Raw genomic sequence first — 18,031 nt, forward strand, 5'->3', positions numbered from 1 at the left:
TTTTTAGAAAGAAAAAATATGAAACAACGATATAAATGGCTCGTCAGAGCAGTGATAGGGGGATTCTTTGCATAGGTTCTGTATCCTGTGTGGACGAAATTAAATTTGGAAATAGCTTCCTTGATAAAGCACCGGGCGGAACGGCTACTAAAGATACGGTGTTTAACAGTGCTACCTATACGCGTCAATTTCTGAATTCCTGCTACAGTCGCCAATATTATGGACTGCCTTATGGAAATAGCTCGAATGTCGATTTCCCGGACTCATCTAATCCTTATCTGGGAAAGTTTGATGCGTTGACTGACTGTTGGCAACTTCATTATGAGTCTACTACCATTTACAATAGTTACTATAGTGGTACACACACAGCCAATTATGGAACGCGTGGTGATATCTTTGGGTACACTCGTGAGGTAGTGTGGCAGGTTGTACGCTGGTGTTGGTTGTTATTGGAGAATGTGGATAATGTACCGGGTATGAGCGATACAGAAAAAACAAAGATAAAAGCAGAAGCTAAGTGTATAATGGCTGCCCGCTATTTTGATATGTTCCGCCATTACGGAGGATTACCATTAGTTTACGAATCATTTTCCGGAACAGAATCAAGCTATAACTTACCGCGTGCTACTGTGGAGGAAACAGTAAAATATATGATTAACCTGTTGGATGAAGCTATTAATTCAGGAGGGCTTGAATGGGCTTATACAGGAGCGGATGCTACTACTGAAACGGGACATTGGACAAAAGCCGGAGCGATGGCTCTGAAGTGTAAAATCTGGCAGTTTGCTGCTTCTCCTCTATTTAATGCCAGTCAGGGATATGCAGGCGGAAGCAGTGAAGCTGAACAACAACATCTGGTGTGGTACGGAAGCTATCGTTCAGAACTTTGGGACAACTGCTTGGCAGCCTGCAAGGAGTTCTTCAACGCTATGGCAGTGAATGGATTCTATCAGCTGAAAGAAGCAACTGGTGATACTCCTGCTGATTACCGCTATGCTTATCGTATGGGATATGTATTGCTGAATAGTCCCGAAGTGTTACACTCTGTCCGTGTAAATGGGTATGAGACAACGGGTGGTTCTTCAAGTTATTTCTGGCATGCCTGGTGTAACAATGGTCGTAATTCATATACCCCCACACAAGAATATGTGGAAATGTTTCCTTGGGCAGATGGTACACCTTTCGATTGGGATAAGACTGAAGCAGAAGGTAAGTTGGACGAGATGTTCCTGAAGGGGACTTTTAAAGATGGGGAACAAACACTTTCAGATCTTGATTTAACACGTGACCCACGTCTATATGAATCGGCGATAGTGAACAACGTACCTGAAAATCTAGGATGGTCTTCTGCCAGCATGAGTGGTGACCCGTGGGAGCTTTGGGTAGGCGGCTCGGATGCCGGAACAAGCTCTTTCCTGGAGAGTGGACGTTTTGCCACCGGTTACGAGAATATGAAATACTACTTGAGTGATAGCGATTATAATCGCCAGGGGGTACATTGGGTATATCTTCGTTTGTCCGACCTTTATTTGACTTATGCAGAAGCATTGCTTCAAGCCAACAATGATCTTCAAGGAGCTGTAAACCAAATTGATATTGTGCGTGCTCGTGTCGGACTGCCCGGACTCGTGAAATGTAATCCCGACAAGAATCTGCTTTCTGACAAAGACGCTTTACTGGAAGAACTATTGCGTGAACGTGCCTGTGAACTAGGTATGGAAGATAGCCGTTACTTTGACTTGGTTCGTTACAAACGTGCCGATCGATTCGAAACTCCTTTGCATGGATTGCTGATCTATCGTTTGGATAGTAATGGTTCACCTATAGAGAAAGCATGGCGTGAAGGATCTGATAAAACAACAAGTAAGAATGGCGGTGCTTTGCAGCCTGTAAAGTTTAGTTATAAAAAGTTCCAATTGAAAAACAGAACGCGTGTCTGGTGGACAAAAGGTTTTGATTCCAAGTGGTACCTTTCTCCGTTCCCACAGAGTGAAATCAACAAAGGATATGGGTTGATTCAGAATCCGGGATGGTAATGAGGCAACAAATATGAATAACGATATTAGATAATGATATGAAGAAATATAAGATTCTGGTACTGGCTCTGTTGGCATGTTTAAGCATTCCGGGTGGAGCACAGAATACTGACAACAATATTACAGGTGTTGTTGTAGACAAATGGGGAAATCCTGTGTATGGAGCATCCGTACAAGTAGCAGGTTTACCGTCTGTCAGAGTAGAGACCGACAAGAATGGTAAATTTGAGATTGCTGCCGAGGCAGGGCGGAGTTTACAGGTGGTGACATCGGATAAAGGTTCTACCACTGTAAAGGTGGAGAAAAACGGAAAACCAGTGAGGATAGTGATGGATTATGGAGCGGAAACAATTGATGTAGGAGCCAATCGTACATTCACCCGTCACGAATCAACTGCAGCGGTTTCTACTGTGTATAACGAGGAATTCAACAAGCGTGCCTCAAAGGATATTTCTAATTCTCTTTTCGGACAAGGACTGGGACTAACCACTTTGCAAAATGCAGGTAACTACTCCACCGTGGAGCCTACCTTTTATATACGTGGCTTGCAGAGCTTGTCAAGCAGTTCACCGCTTATATTGGTAGATGGTTTGGAACGTGATATGAGCTTGATAACCCCGGAAGAAGTAGAATCAGTATCTATATTGAAAGATGCTGCCGCGGTAGCATTATATGGATACAAAGGTATTAATGGTGCTGTCCTGGTGACTACGAAACGTGGTAAGTATAACACCAGAGAAGTGAACTTTACTTACGACCACGTGACGAATTTCCAAGTGCGTCGTCCGGAGTTTGCGGATGCTGCAACCTATGCTGAAGCAATCAATGAAGCACGTGGCTATGAAGGATTGAGCGCACGTTATACTTCGGATGAAATTAATATGTTTCGTAATGGAACGGTGACAGGAAGCGGTATTGGTGCAAATATATCTGCCATGCTTCCTTATCTTTATCCGAATGTGGACTGGATTGATGAAACATTCAAAAACACAGGTATCTCAAATAAATATACCATTGAGTTCCGAGGTGGAGGTAATAAGTTTCGTTACTACACGATGGTTGGATTACTAACCGATAAAGGTTTCATAAAGAATGCCAATATGAACGATGGATACTCTACGCAAGATAAATATTCTCGTGCCAACTTGCGTTCGAATTTGGATATCGATTTGACGAATACGACTAAATTGAAGTTGAATATTCTGGGTACATTGGCGGAATCAAGTCGTCCGGGAGCTTCGGCAGATTTGTGGAATATGGTTTACTCATTGCCTCCCTCTGCTTTCCCCGTACGTACAGAAGATGGAACTTGGGGTGGTAATTCCACTTGGGCAGGCACATTAAACCCTGTGGCACAGTCACAAGGCGCGGCCTATAGTAAGGGACATACACGTAGTTTGTTTGCTGATTTGACTTTATCACAAGACTTATCCGGTTTCGTAAAAGGATTAGGAGTTGATTTGCGTTTGGCCTATGACAACTATTCGTCTATCTGGGAAGACCATAGTAAGACTTATTCTTATAAAGGGTATACGGCCAGTTGGACAGACCCTAGTGCCGGTGGTCCGATGTATACTACTGTTACGGGTGGTACGCCTAGCGAAATGTCAACCAGTGCTAATACAAACGATTGGACACGCCAGTTTAACTTTTCCGGTAATATTAACTACAACCGCTCGTTTGGTAAACATGATCTCTATTCTCAATTGAAGTGGGAGTATGAATATCGTGACAGTTACGGGTTAAACACTACCATCTACCGTCAGAATGTGTCATGGTATACTCACTACGGGTTCAATAAACGGTATTATGTAGATTTGGCACTGTTGGGGTCTGAATCGAGCCTGTTGGCACCGGGACATAAGTGGGCTTTTTCACCCACCATCTCTGCAGCTTGGGTGCTTTCGGAAGAGAACTTCCTGAAGAACACTTCGTGGATTGACTTATTAAAACTACGGGCTTCATTTGGTGTTATCAATGCCGATTATCTTCCTAAAGATGGAAGCAATACGGTTTATGACTATTGGGATCAGATTTATTCGACTTCCGGTACAATGTATCGTTTTGATTCCGGTTACAACTCTGCTTTCGGAAGTACGTATGTCAGTCGTTTAGCAACTGTAAACTCTACCCATGAAAAGGCTTATAAATATAATGTAGGTATTGATGCCACCTTGTTTAAAGGGTTGAATTTGACGTTGGAAGGCTATTATCAACGTAGAAAAGATATTTGGGTATCTTCCGAAGGGCAGTATTCCACGGTATTAGGTATGGATGCTCCTTTTGAGAACGCAGGTATTGTAGATAGTTGGGGCACGGAGATTGGTCTGGACTATACCAAACGGATAGGTAATTTAGTTTTTAACATCGGAGGTAATTTTGCCTGGAATCGGAATGAGATTAAAGAACAGTTAGAAGAACCACGTCTATATAACAATTTGGTGCAAACCGGTCATCGGTTGGGACAAGTTTATGGAATGATAGCAGAGGGCTTTTTCAAAGATAAAGAGGATATAGCAAATAGTCTTACACAGAATTTCAGTACGGTAGTACCAGGCGATATTAAATATAAAGATGTAAATGGTGATGGCATCATTGATTCCAACGACCAGACAGCTATTGGATATAGCACTACTGCTCCTGAAATTTATTATTCATTCCATTTGGGAGCTGAATGGAAAGGACTTGGTTTCGATGCCATGTTCCAGGGCGCTGGTAATTACTCTGCCGTATTGAATACAAAAAGCGTGTTCTGGCCATTAATCAGCAACTCGTCTCTTTCTACTCACTATTATGAAAATCGTTGGACGCCGGAGAATCAGAATGCTAAATATCCGCGTCTGAGTTCAGAAAGTAATGCTAATAATTATCAGACTAATACCATTTGGCTGGCTGACCGTTCATTTTTGAAATTACGTAACCTGGAAGTTTACTACAAATTTCCCAAACGTTTGATGGAGCGTACTAAAATATTAGGTAGTGCCAAGTTGTATGTCCGTGGAGTAGACTTACTTTGTTTTGACCACATTGATGTGGCGGATCCGGAATCTTACGGTGCGACAAACCCGCTGAATAAGAGCGTGGTAGTTGGTGTGATAATAGGTTTTTAATCACTAAAAACAATGCGAAAGAATGAAACTGAATAAATTGATATATAGTGTTCTGGGCATCTTTGCTCTTTCCTCTTGCGCGGACAATATGGAATATAAAGAATACAGTAATTATGACGCGAATTATGTGAAACGTACTTTTGGTGATGTGGGCGGTTTAGTGTCCAACATTTATCAAGAACTCGACACTGACTTCGGTAACTATAGCGGGGCTGTTTTAGGCTCTGCTACGGATGAAGCGGAATATGCCTATACAGGAAATTCGATTGAGTATTTCTACAATGGTTCCTGGAGTCCGACAAATGCACAAAGCAGTATGTGGACTGCCTGTTATAAGGCTATTGCCGATTGTAATCTTTATTTGGAAGAGTTTACGGGACTGACTTTTTCTGATTATGAACAAATATCAGATTATAAAGCGGAGATGTACCGTTATAACAATTACCAATATGAAGTTCGTTTTTTGAGAGCTTATTTCTATTTCAATCTGGTGCGACAATACGGTGATGTTCCTTTTACGGATCATGTATTGTCAACGAGTGAGGTCAACTCACTCACTCGTACACCTGCGCAAGATATTTTTGATTACATCATTTCCGAATGTGATGCAATAAAAAATGATATTATCCCTGACTATACCAAATTGGGAGATTTAATGCCTTCAGGTGAATCAACAGAGACAGGTAGAGCTAACAAACGTGCTGTGTTGGCACTCAAAGCGCGTACTGCCCTTTATGCAGCGAGTCCATTGTTTAATCCGGACAATAATAAAGAATTATGGTATCGTGCTGCGACGGCAAGCAAAGAACTGATTGATGCTTGTGACGAAGCCAAGATGAAATTAATCAGTGAATATGAAACTCTGTGGAGTGCAACAAGCTATAATGATGCTATTGATGAACTTATTTTTGGAAAACGCGCTTCGACCGGTACCAACTCATTCGAAAAATATAATTTTCCCATTGGATTGGAAAATTGTAAGGGAGGAAACTGTCCTACACAAACGTTAGTAGATGCATACGAATTTCAGGCAACCGGTTTGAGACCGGATGAAACTACTGGTTATGATAAGAATCAACCTTATTATGAAGGACGTGACCCGAGATTTGAAAAAACAATAGCTAAAAATGGCGATACAAAGTGGCCGAACTGGAATGAAACAGCTTTGGAAACCTATACGAGTGGAGCAAATGGTGAACCTTTAAGTGGAGGTACTCCTACCAGTTACTATTTGAAAAAGTATTGTCAGGCTGCGGTAAATACAACTTCTGCAAGTGCTTCTACATCTTATCATACATGGATTACGTTCCGTTTGGGTGAGTTTTATTTGAACTATGCGGAAGCATTGTTCAAGTATTTCGATAATCCTTATACAAAAGATCCTGAATTTGGAGTTTCTGCCAATGATATGGTGAATAAGACTCGTATTCGGGTTAAAATGCCGGAATTTCCTACCGGTATGACTAATGCAAATTGGTGGAAGAAGTATAAAAATGAACGTATGGTAGAGCTTGCTTTTGAAGGACATCGTTTTTGGGATGTACGCCGTTGGAAAGAAGCAGATACTTATTTCAAGAGTATTGATGAAATGAAAATCACTAAAAATTCAGATGGTTCATTTAAATATACTCGTAATACGGTGAGTCGGCAGTGGGATGACAAGATGTATTTATTCCCGATTCCGCAGAGTGAAAGAGGGAAGAATCCTAACTTAGTGCAAAATCCGGGATGGTAAATGATTATTAAACAAAAAAGGTACTGAATATGAAGAAGATATTATATACAATGGGATTGTTGAGCTTGCTGATGTCAGGTGCTTGCTCAGAAAGTGATCCTATAGTCGACGACAGTAATAATTCAAACCAACCGGAGGAAGTCTTGCCAGACTTGCCGACGGAGGTAATCACAGGTAGTCGCGCAATGTGGGTTAGTTATGATCCTATGTCAAGTTCTGATGTAAACAATGCAACAGGTATTTCGTCTGCATTAATAAGTTGGAGATTACTGTTGACTGATCCGGCGAATACGGCTTTTGATATTTATAAATCGGAAAATGGTGGTATAGAAGTAAAGCTGAATGAGGAAGCGATTACAAATACTACTTGTTGGACGGATGCAGATATTGATCCGGATAAGAATAGTTATTATCGAGTGACACTGGCCGGTCAGACAGAAACGCTTTGTGACTATACCTTTACCTCTCAAATGGCAACCAAATTCTATCATGAAATTGTCCTAAATACGAATGTGCCGGATTTATCATTAACATACTCTCCGGATGATATTCAGGTAGGCGATCTGGATGGTGACGGTGAATTGGAAATTGTTGTGAAAAGAGAACCGTATGACGGAGCTAATCAAGGTGGATGGCGCAATGGTACCACTTTGCTTGAAGCGTATAAGATGAACGGTACGTTATTATGGCAAATAGACTTAGGTATAAATATTCGTTCCGGTTCGCATTATACTTCTTATATATTATATGATTTTGACGGAGATGGCTTGTGTGAAATCGCATTCCGTTCGTCCGAAGGAACGAAGTTCGGTAATGGTAAACAAATTACTGATGCGAATGGAAATGTGAATGATTATCGTATACGTGACACGAATGGTGTGGGTTGGTATTCGGGAGCAAGCCTGTATACAACTTGTGGATTGATATTGGAAGGCCCTGAATATATTTCTATTTGCCGTGGATATGACGGTTGCGAAATCACGCGTGTTACTAATATACCTCGTGGCAAAGAAGATGAATCTAAAACCTCTCGTGCTCAATATTGGAATAGCTATTGGGGGGATGATTATGGAAACCGTATGGACCGCTTCTTTATTGGTGTGGCTTATCTGGACGGTATACCAGACGAAACAACTGGTGTAAGAACAGCCAATCCCAGTCTGATTATCAGTAGGGGTATTTACGCGAATTGGCAGGTGTGGGCATTCGACTTGAAAGGAGGCGAACTGGTGAATCGTTGGAAATTTGATACAGCCGACCATGATGATAAATGGAAAGCGATGTGTTCACATTGTTTCCGTGTGGCTGATTTGGATGGTGACGGAAAGGATGAAATATTATATGGATCAGCAGCTATTGACGATAATGGAGTAGAACTATGGTGTACGGGAAATGGTCATGGCGACTGTTTGTATGTGGGTAAATTCATTCAAGACCGTGCAGGATTACAAATTGTTGCTTGTTTTGAGGAAGAGGAAACTTACAGTACACAAGGGCTTGGATACGGTTGTCAGGTGATTGATGCGCGAAATGGAAACCTGATTACCGGACATGGAGCAGGTAAAAATGGTGATGTGGGACGTTGTATTGTAGCAGATGTAGATCCGGATAGTCCGGGATTTGAATATTATTCGTCTTTGCAGTCGGGTATGTACAGTTGTAGTAGTGGTGGAGTGGTTGCTACTGATTATCCGAAAGGAATTGGTAGTGGTGTGATGTATAATGCTGCTATTTATTGGAGTGGCCAGCCGACTAGAGAAATGTATGACCGTGCTTGTGTTGTTAGTTACAAGAACAATCCGGATGTAAACAAGACAAATAAAAATCGTTTGGTGTATTTCGGTATTTATGGTGCTAACGACGGAAATCACAGTACGAAATATAATCCTTGTTACTATGGCGATTTCCTCGGTGATTATCGTGAAGAGGTCATTTTAGGTTCGAGTGATGGTAAGTCTATTTATATATTCTCGACTAACCATCCTACGACTCATCGTTTACCTCATTTGATGACAGACCACACTTATGATATGTCTCAAGCTATGCAGAATATGGGATATAACCAGGGGACTAATTTAGGTTACTACGTCGGTGCAGAAACGATGAAGAATGCAGAATAAGAAGAACTTTATTTGAAAGATTAGTTTGTAAAAAGAACAATCCGACCATTTTGTCGGGTTGTTCTTTTTTTCATATTTGCACAAATCGCCATATAAATGGATGATATTCCATTTCTTTATTAATCGGCTCTCCTTATTTTTGCAGTGTGACATAGCTTATTGACGTATGAAGAACATATTTCCTCTTTTGTTCCTTTTCATCACTTTGGGAATGAACATGAATGCACAAGACAATCAAGTCTCCGGCCTCAACGCCCGCCAGTTTCATAAATATTGGAAGGTCGAATCGGAGTCTCCTGATTATAAAGTGACATTTATCGGTGATACAGCCGAAATCGTTTCTCCCAAAGGGCTAACTCTCTGGAGAAAAGAAAAGATGAATGGACGGGTGACGATTGAATATGACGCGTGTGTAGTTGTAGAAAAAGAAGGAGACCGATTGAGTGATTTGAATTGTTTCTGGATGGCTTCGGATCCTACCTGTCCTGATAATATCTGGAAACGTGAAAAGTGGCGCAACGGAATCTTTCTGAATTGTTATTCCCTGCAACTCTACTATATGGGATATGGTGGAAATTATAACTCCACTACGCGCTTCCGCCGTTATGACGGTAATGAGGCAGGAATCGCAGATCCGAAAATACGTCCTGCTATATGGAAAGAATATACGGATGCCGACCATTTGCTAAAGGCAAATCACTGGTATCACATCAAGATAACCAATGAAGATAATAGGGTTAGTTATTACATAGATGGCGAGCGACTGGTGGACTTCCGCGATGCCGAACCTCTGACTGAAGGATGGTTCGGTTTTCGTACCACCTTATCACGTACCCGCATTACTAATTTTCGCTATGAATGTTCACCTCAACAGATTTCTGCCGTCCCTTTGCATTGGATCGGTGATACCCCTGAACAGGATAAAGCGGTAAGTTTCGGAGTTCCTTTTGATGAAGGAGATGTATTTCCTGCAACTCCGTTGCGGCTAAAAGTGAATGAATATCAAGATATTCCAGTGGATACCTGGCCATTAGCCTATTGGCCGGATGGCTCAGTGAAATGGAGCGGAGTTGCCGGAGTCATTCCTGCCGGAACGGAAAGATTGACATTAGAAAAAGCCTCCAAGAAAGCAAAAACGACCAATAAACAGCCTAAGGCTTCTATCTCTATCACTGAAACACCTGAAAATATTCAAATTGAAACAGGGGTACTTTCTGTTTTTATCCCTCGATACGGAGATTTCCTGATTGATAGTCTGTTATATAAAGGAACTAAAGTAGGAGAGAAAGCACATCTTATTTGTAGCACTCAAAGCAAACCGATTCAAGAAAATACATCTCAAATATCTTTTACTCGTTACATAGGAGAAATAAAATCAGTAACCGTAGAACGTCTGGGTTCAGTACGGGCACTTATAAAGTTGGAAGGCGTGCATCGGAACAGAAATAAGGAGATTGATACGAACTACTCTGAAGGGAACTACGCGAATGACTCTGATGAGAACAGTCAGAATAATCGTGAGTGGCTTCCTTTTGTTGTCCGCCTCTATTTTTATGCTGGTAGTGAACAGATAAAAATGGTGCATAGCTTTATCTATGACGGCGATCAGAAGATGGATTTCATCCGTAGTCTGGGCATTCGTTTCGATGTTCCGATGCGTGAAGCCCTGTACAACCGTCACGTCGCTTTTTCGTGTGCGGATGGAGGAGTCTGGAGTGAACCGGTGCAACCATTAGTGGGACGACGTATGCTTACCATGCCACAGGTACAAGATGAACTATCTCTGCAACAGCAACAAATGGAGGGCAAACGTATTCCTCCTTATGAAGCTTTTGACGAGAAAAACCGGGAATTGCTTAATGACTGGGCTTCATGGAATGACTACCGCCTGTCTCAACTCACGGCTGACGCATTCTCCATTCGTAAACGTACCAATGGTGATGCTCCCTGGATAGGGACTTTCTCCGGTACCCGTAGTGACGGTTATGCTTTTGCCGGTGATATAACAGGTGGACTGGGACTTTGCCTGCATGACTTCTGGCAATCTTATCCGTCTTCTATCGAAATTTCAGATGCAAGAACTCCGGTTGCCACGCTTACTGCCTGGCTGTGGAGTCCGGATGCAGAACCGATGGACTTACGCCACTATGATAATGTGGCTCACGGTCTGAATGCCAGCTATGAAGATGTGCAGGAAGGAATGAGTACTCCCTATGGTATTGCCCGCACCACCACGCTCACTCTCGTTCCGCAAGGAGGTTACACAGGAAAGAAAACTTTTGCGGATGACGCCCGACAGCTCTCTGCCACCAGCATATTAATGCCAACTCCGGAATACCTGTATAACCGTCGAGCTTTCGGAATATGGAGTCTACCCGATCGCAGTACTTCCTTTCGTATTCGTGTGGAAGAGCGTCTGGATGCTTACATCCACTTCTACCAGAAAGCTATTGAACAGAACAAATGGTATGGCTTCTGGAATTATGGTGATGTGATGCACGCTTATGATCCTGTCCGTCATACCTGGCGTTATGACGTCGGAGGCTTTGCCTGGGACAATACAGAACTAGCTTCCAATATGTGGCTTTGGTATAATTTTCTCCGTACCGGTCGTGCCGACATCTGGCGTATGGCTGAAGCCATGACCCGGCATACGGGTGAAGTCGACGTTTACCACATTGGTCCGAATGCCGGATTGGGTAGCCGTCATAATGTGAGTCATTGGGGGTGTGGTGCAAAAGAAGCACGAATCAGTCAGGCCGCCTGGAACCGTTTCTACTATTATCTCACTACCGACGAACGCTGTGGAGACTTAATGACCGAAGTCAAAGATGCCGATCATAAACTCTACGAACTAGACCCTATGCGTCTGGCTCAACCTCGCAGTGAATATCCTTGCACTGCACCTGCCCGTTTGCGTATCGGTCCCGACTGGCTGGCCTATACCGGTAATTGGATGACAGAGTGGGAGCGTACGGGTAACACGGCTTATCGTGACAAAATTATAGCAGGAATGAAGAGTATTTCCGCCTTACCCAACCGCCTCTTTACTGGTCCAAAAGCTCTGGGATTTGATCCGGAAACAGGTATCATCACAACCGAATGTGATCCGAAATTAGAATCGACTAATCATTTAATGACGATCATGGGCGGATTTGAGGTTGCCAATGAAATGATGCGTATGATTGATATACCCGAATGGAAAGACGCCTGGCTTGACCATGCCGCACGTTATAAGAAGAAAGCATGGGAACTTAGTCACAGCCGTTTCCGTATATCCCGCCTGATGGCTTATGCGGCTTATCATCTGCGTGATAGACAAATGGCAGAAGAAGCCTGGACGGACTTATTCACCCGTTTGGAACATACACCTGCACCCTCTTTCCGCATCACGACCATCCTTCCACCGGAAGTTCCGGCTCCATTAGATGAATGTGCAAGCATCAGCACGAATGATGCTGCCCTTTGGAGTCTCGACGCTATTTATATGCAGGAAGTTATTCCGAGGGATGAATAACAGAACCGTTGATTTCCTCGTACTTCACCATGTCCCAGCCTTGGAACTGGAGTAACAGCAGGTGGAGTGTCGTACCGGTAGCCAGTTTCTGTACGATTTTATCTTTACTGTACTGCAGTAATTGCTTTCTTCCTTCTTCTGCTTGAGTTTCAAGTTCTTCAGCGGTAGCTGTACGTGGAGCATATTTCAGTTCCAGGATATAGCTGTGTTCTATATCGGAATAACGTGCTTTGTCCGGCAATAGGAAGAAGTCACAATAACCATAATTCATTTCCAGTTCCGGTTGTACGAGATAGTAGGAAGCGATTGCCAGATAAGCTTTCAGGAAGCCTTGTAAATTTCTTTCTCCCTCTATGGCATCGCGAATGGAAGAATTTTCCCGATAAGCGCGGGCAATGGTTTCAAAGAATGGTTGCCAGTGACCATCGAAGGCGAAATCATCTATCAAGTCTTTCAGGTGTGAAAGATTCAGGCTATGGGCTTGTTGATAGTAGTCGCGTAAGAATCCTAAATATTGCTCGCGTACGCAGTTGTTAGGTATACACATTTTCAAACGGTCGCCACGGGTGCCGCACATGGTGAGCAAGCCATAATAATAGAGCAGGCTTCGGAAGTTTTCAATATCCGCTATTTTCTCTGACGGGAACGAAGTATGCAAGTCTACCAATATTTCGCCTTTTGCCGCAATTTCCTCGATAGTGCTCATACGGCTTCCTTCATGGGTGGTGTCGTGGTCAATGCGTGCCAACATTTTCAATTTGCTGTAATCCGTACGGATATTTTTGTCTACCATGTTTTCGGGCGGGCGGTGGAAGTCAATTTGGTTACGCAGATAATATAAAGTCATATCGCAATTGAATACACGGTCGTTGTCTAAAGACATTCTGGCAAAGCAATAATTGTTGTACCATGGCTTCATTTCCGTAATCATTGCTTCTATATTACCGACCAGCAAACCGTTTTGCTGATAATAACACAGCATTTCACGTACTTCTGTCTCATCAAATCCCATCATAGCATTGAAACGGGAATCGGTCGATATATTCCAATCGATATTATATCCACTGGATAAGTCATCCAAAGTGATAGGACTGACTCCCATTAGGAAAATCCGGTTGAACATACCTTTGAATTGCTTGAAGTATTCACGGTAAAAACCGCTGGCATGAGTCAGATCATGGAACATTTTCTGTCCGTGTTCGCTCAATATGACGTTGGTAAAGTTGTCATATTCGTCGATTATCAGATAGAGAGGATATCCTTTTTCTTTTGCTTTTATCTCAATATAAGCGAGTTTTGCTTTGGCACTTTCGATGTTTTCAACCGTTTCCTTAAAATCTGCATCATAGAAAGGTGCATATTGATGTGCAAATTGATTGATGATGATGCTGCAATATTCATTGAAGCTACTCATCAAGTCTGCTCCCGGCAGCGAACAACCGGCTTTTGAGAAGTCAAAGAAAAGGACCTGGAAACTGTTGCGTTGTTCAGTCGGGTGACTTCCTATCCATAAGTCGCCGAAATATTTGTCGAAATTATCTTTCTGTAATATGTCGTAATAGGTATGCATCATACTTAGAAACAAGCTTTTTCCAAAACGTCTCGGACGAATCAGGAAAAGGTAGCTGGGCATTTCCTCAATAAGGGGGAGATACATGGTTTTATCGACGAAATAGAAGTTTCCATTTCTCATTTGGTTGAAATCGGATATTCCGTATGGTATTCCTTTCACTTGGCTCATATTGGCAGACTTTTAATTAGTATAGGCAAAGTTAATCTATTCTGTGGAATAAATCAATGATTTGTGGCCGTATTTGCAGAGGATAGCTGTTTGCCTCTTTTTGAAAAGAAGACGATTCTATCCTATCTCGATGTTCTGTTTTTAAGATTAAACCGGAGAATGATCGTTTTAGGATTGGTAAACTGGAAGAAAAACTGTATAAATAGGTGCAATAATATACGGGAATATAGACGAAAAGTGAATGATAACCGATAGAATATACTGTTTCTCTAATAGATAAATGGTTCATTGGGTTTAAACCAACGAGGTGTTCCTCGGTGAGGAACGCTGTCTTCCCCACCGAGGAACCTATCCTTTATCGGTGAGGAAGCTGCAAGTGTGCTCTTTTGGGGGTGGTATTTCTCTAATTGGATTGAAAATAAAGAAAGAACCTAAATGCTATTATGAATAGTGTTTTACTAAAATGATATCTATCTGCAAGGGATGGATATATAATAATTTCCTATTTGACAGCTAACGGCAGTGAAAAGTGAAATGAAGAAATAAGATATTGGCAAATGTAGGGATTATTTCATCCTCCCTTATTCATTTATGTCATTCTTCCTTTTCTGCAATGCTTAAATATTCCTTTTTTAATATTGAATATGTAAGCATTCGATATGGTCGATATTTCTTCTTTGTCTTTATTGCATTATTATTTCAGATACTCTTTCAACGGGCAATCGGTCTTTTTCAGTCCTTCGGCAATGCTTTTCGCATTCATGTGTGCTCCCTTCAGGGAAGTGTGCGTATGGTCGTGGTTATAGTAAGTAGCTGCTTTCTTGATACCCACCTTTTCCAGTTTATCGGCACTAATCTTATTTAGATCAATGAAGTAAGCTCCGGTAGCTTCGGCTGCTTCACGTGTCCATTTACCAAAAGACTCTGTGTTGCGTTCTATTTTTCCATCTTTCCATTTGTTACGCGGAGTATGGCTTAGAACGATGGGAACAGCTCCTTTCTCCTGAACGTCCATAATGAATTTCCGAAGATACCAGCCGAATGTATAAATCACCTGATATTTCCCTGTTTTCTCCATCAAAAAGACTTTGCTCTCGTCACTGGAACCACGTAATTCGGCACGGGCTTTGCCTACATTAATGTCTCCCGCATCATTATGTCCGAACTGAATCAGCACAAAATCTCCCGGCTGCAAGGCATTATAAACCTTATCCCAACGACCTTCGTCCAGGAAAGTGCGGGCACTGCGTCCTGCCATGGCACGGTTTTCTACAGAAATTTTATCCAGATTGAACTCATCGGCAATTACGCTTCCCCAACCCCACATACCGTTTTTGTCTTTATCTTCATTTCGGACTGTACTGTCTCCGATAGTAAACAATACCGGACGTCCATCTTTACGGCTTGAACCTGTCACAGTATCTTTCTCAACGGGCTTCAGATAATTGGCCAATTCCAATCCCTCATAAGCACGTATTCCATCCGCAGCAGATTCCGCATTGACTTTGGCACCGAAAGCACTTGTGTGTATACGGTCGATGTAGAACATATATTTCACCTTATTCTTACCGAACTTCTCGAATTTGCGGGCACTGATATCATTCAAATCAATAAAAGGAACCCCCTGTTCTTCGGCTACTTGCTTTGCCCACAATCCGAAAGTCTTGTTGACGCGTGTGATGATGGTGCTGTCTTTATCTTCCCAAGCATTGCGGGGAGTAAGCGAGAATAGGATAGGATGAGCACCTTTTGCTTTTACATCCTGAATAAAACGGCGCATATATTCCCCGTATGTATATACGGTTTCTTTCACTCCGGTCTCTTTGATGGTTACGTTCAGCGTATCTTTGCCGATTCCCGGAATAGAGGCGCGGGCACGTCCGCTGTCATAAGGACCATTATCATTGTGTCCCAATTCGATGATAACCCAGTCTCCGGGGCGTACCCCTTTGATTACATCCGGCCAAAGACGGTTGTAGAAAGTACGGCTGCTGGTACCTCCCAACGCATGATTCTCAACAGTAATCCGGTTGGAATCGAAATAGTCGCCGGCAAAATAGCCCCATCCCCATTGTCCGTTGTTGCCATTTCCTAAAGTTCCGGTACGCATGGTTGAATTACCTACCAGAAACAGAACCGGGTTGTTACCTTTCCGGCTGGAACCGGCTTCCGGCCGCGAGGTGCGTGCCTTATTCAAGCTGTCCAGCGTGTTGTCAACCACCTGATTGACGTCTGCCATGGGAGCGGAAACTTTATTTTGCGCTTGCAGTTGTAAACTGCATACAATGATTATCAGTCCGCACGTATACTGAAACAATTTATTTTTCATGTTCGTTTTCTTTTTAGGCACGGATTACACGGATTTCACGGTTTTAGTGCTATGATTACGTAAAACAACCGTGTTAATCCGTGTAATCCGTGCCTTATTATTCTCTTATACCTTATCGAAAACTGTATGTTATTTTAATTTATAAACTTCTGTTCCGGCAAGCAGGAAACAACCGACTCCGTAGTCTTCAAAATCGGGTACACTCTTGTAAGTAACCGGCTGTCCGTCTTTAGGCTCCTTGCCTGTTCCCTGCACATATCCCAGAAATCCGTTCGGGTGTACGGCATCTTTCACCATAGCGTTCCATGCTTTTAACAGGACGGGAAGATACTCTTTACGGTCGAGCAATCCGTTGCGGACTCCCCAAGCCATACCATAAACAAATAAGGCTGTACCGGAAGTCTCTTTTCCTCCGAAGTTCGTCGGGTCGTGAAGACTGACATTCCAGAAACCATCTTCACGCTGACATTTTTTCAAAGCCTTGCTCATGGTCAGGAAATCATTGATATAGTCCTGACGATGTTTCTCGTCAGAAGGAATTTCATCCAACACACGTACCAAAGCAGCATATACCCATCCGTTTCCACGACTCCAATAGCAATCTTCGCCATTCGGCTCTTTATATGGAGGATTGAAATCCTGATCGCGCCACCACAGACCGTCTTTAGGGTTGAACATACCCGTTTCATCGTGTTGGCTGCGTGTGTAGTAGTACATATCCCACATCTTATCGTAGTATTTCTGTTCTCCGGTCATCTTACCGAATTTAGCGAAGATAGGCATTGCCATTTGTACGGCATCAATCCACCACCAGTCGTTCACCTGCGGCGTATTCACCACCATATCGATGCTCGCTTTGATATTCCGGATCATATTCGGGTCTGACGGACAGATTTTATAGATATCAATGTATGCCTGTCCGCAACAATGATCGTCCGCATTACGGGTAGTATTGCCGTTGCGCATTCCCCATTTGTGGAAATCTGCCCAGTCGTAAGTATACTTATAATAATCCTCGCGCGGATAAATAGAATAGAGAGCCATCAATCCTTCATAGTATACACCACGCGTCCAGATATTGCTGGGACGTACACGACCATAAAAACTGGGAGTAGTGTAATCGGCATACTTCTTCATAAAGTAGTCATTCACCTTTATGATATTCTCTAAAGTCTCTTTTTGTGCCGGGAGCTCTTGTGCTGTGACCGTATGGACTGGTATCAGACAAGAAAGAAGCAATCCTGTAAAGAGTAAGAATAGTGGTTTCTTCATGGTACAATAGTTCTGTTTTATTAATTTGCTGTTTACAATAATTTCTATTGCAAAGGTAAGAGACGTTCCTTTCTTTTTCAATGGATTTTCGTGCAAATGTCTTTAAATTCGTTCACAAGGCAGCAGGAAATAGCGTAAAATGCATACCTAATGATGATTTCTACATATATC

Annotated in this window: 7 protein-coding genes and 1 pseudogene; 5 read left to right on the forward strand and 3 right to left on the reverse strand. The window is 42.5% G+C overall.

The annotated features are described in order from the left end of the window. Positions 1–18: 18 nt before the first annotated feature. The 5 genes and pseudogenes from NXX38_RS12275 (at position 19) to NXX38_RS12295 (ending at position 12,518) form a co-directional block, all read left to right on the forward strand. A pseudogene (locus NXX38_RS12275) lies at positions 19–2,036 on the forward strand (RagB/SusD family nutrient uptake outer membrane protein). Between the two features lie 38 nt (positions 2,037–2,074). Beyond that, on the forward strand, positions 2,075–5,146 hold the full coding sequence (locus NXX38_RS12280) for a SusC/RagA family TonB-linked outer membrane protein (protein WP_148364272.1): 3,072 nt from the start codon (positions 2,075–2,077) through the stop codon (positions 5,144–5,146). Between the two features lie 22 nt (positions 5,147–5,168). Beyond that, on the forward strand, positions 5,169–6,881 hold the full coding sequence (locus NXX38_RS12285) for a RagB/SusD family nutrient uptake outer membrane protein (protein WP_148364273.1): 1,713 nt from the start codon (positions 5,169–5,171) through the stop codon (positions 6,879–6,881). A 29-nt stretch (positions 6,882–6,910) separates the two neighbouring features. Then, positions 6,911–9,001, forward strand: a complete 2,091-nt coding sequence (locus NXX38_RS12290) for a hypothetical protein (protein ID WP_148364274.1) — start codon at positions 6,911–6,913, stop codon at positions 8,999–9,001. Between the two features lie 166 nt (positions 9,002–9,167). After that, positions 9,168–12,518 carry a DUF6250 domain-containing protein gene (locus tag NXX38_RS12295; RefSeq protein WP_258979602.1) on the forward strand — a complete coding sequence of 1,117 codons (3,351 nt, stop codon included), beginning with the start codon at positions 9,168–9,170 and terminating at the stop codon, positions 12,516–12,518. On the opposite strand, the gene NXX38_RS12300 is transcribed toward NXX38_RS12295, so the two are convergent. From NXX38_RS12300 to NXX38_RS12310, 3 genes are all read right to left on the reverse strand, one after another. Next, positions 12,499–14,259 carry an ATP-binding protein gene (locus NXX38_RS12300; RefSeq protein ID WP_195648503.1) on the reverse strand — a complete coding sequence of 587 codons (1,761 nt, stop codon included), beginning with the start codon at positions 14,257–14,259 and terminating at the stop codon, positions 12,499–12,501. The two genes, NXX38_RS12295 and NXX38_RS12300, sit on opposite strands and share 20 nt — an antisense overlap. A gap of 694 nt (positions 14,260–14,953) precedes the next feature. Further along, the gene (locus tag NXX38_RS12305; protein ID WP_217721964.1) at positions 14,954–16,588 is read right to left on the reverse strand and encodes a rhamnogalacturonan acetylesterase; all 1,635 of its coding nucleotides are present in this window, start codon (positions 16,586–16,588) and stop codon (positions 14,954–14,956) included. A gap of 129 nt (positions 16,589–16,717) precedes the next feature. Then, the gene (locus NXX38_RS12310) at positions 16,718–17,860 is read right to left on the reverse strand and encodes a glycoside hydrolase family 88 protein (protein WP_167511721.1); all 1,143 of its coding nucleotides are present in this window, start codon (positions 17,858–17,860) and stop codon (positions 16,718–16,720) included. Positions 17,861–18,031: the final 171 nt, after the last annotated feature.

Origin of the sequence: Bacteroides sp. BFG-637 (assembly GCF_024793605.1) — a bacterium.
Lineage (GTDB): Bacteria > Bacteroidota > Bacteroidia > Bacteroidales > Bacteroidaceae > Bacteroides > Bacteroides vicugnae.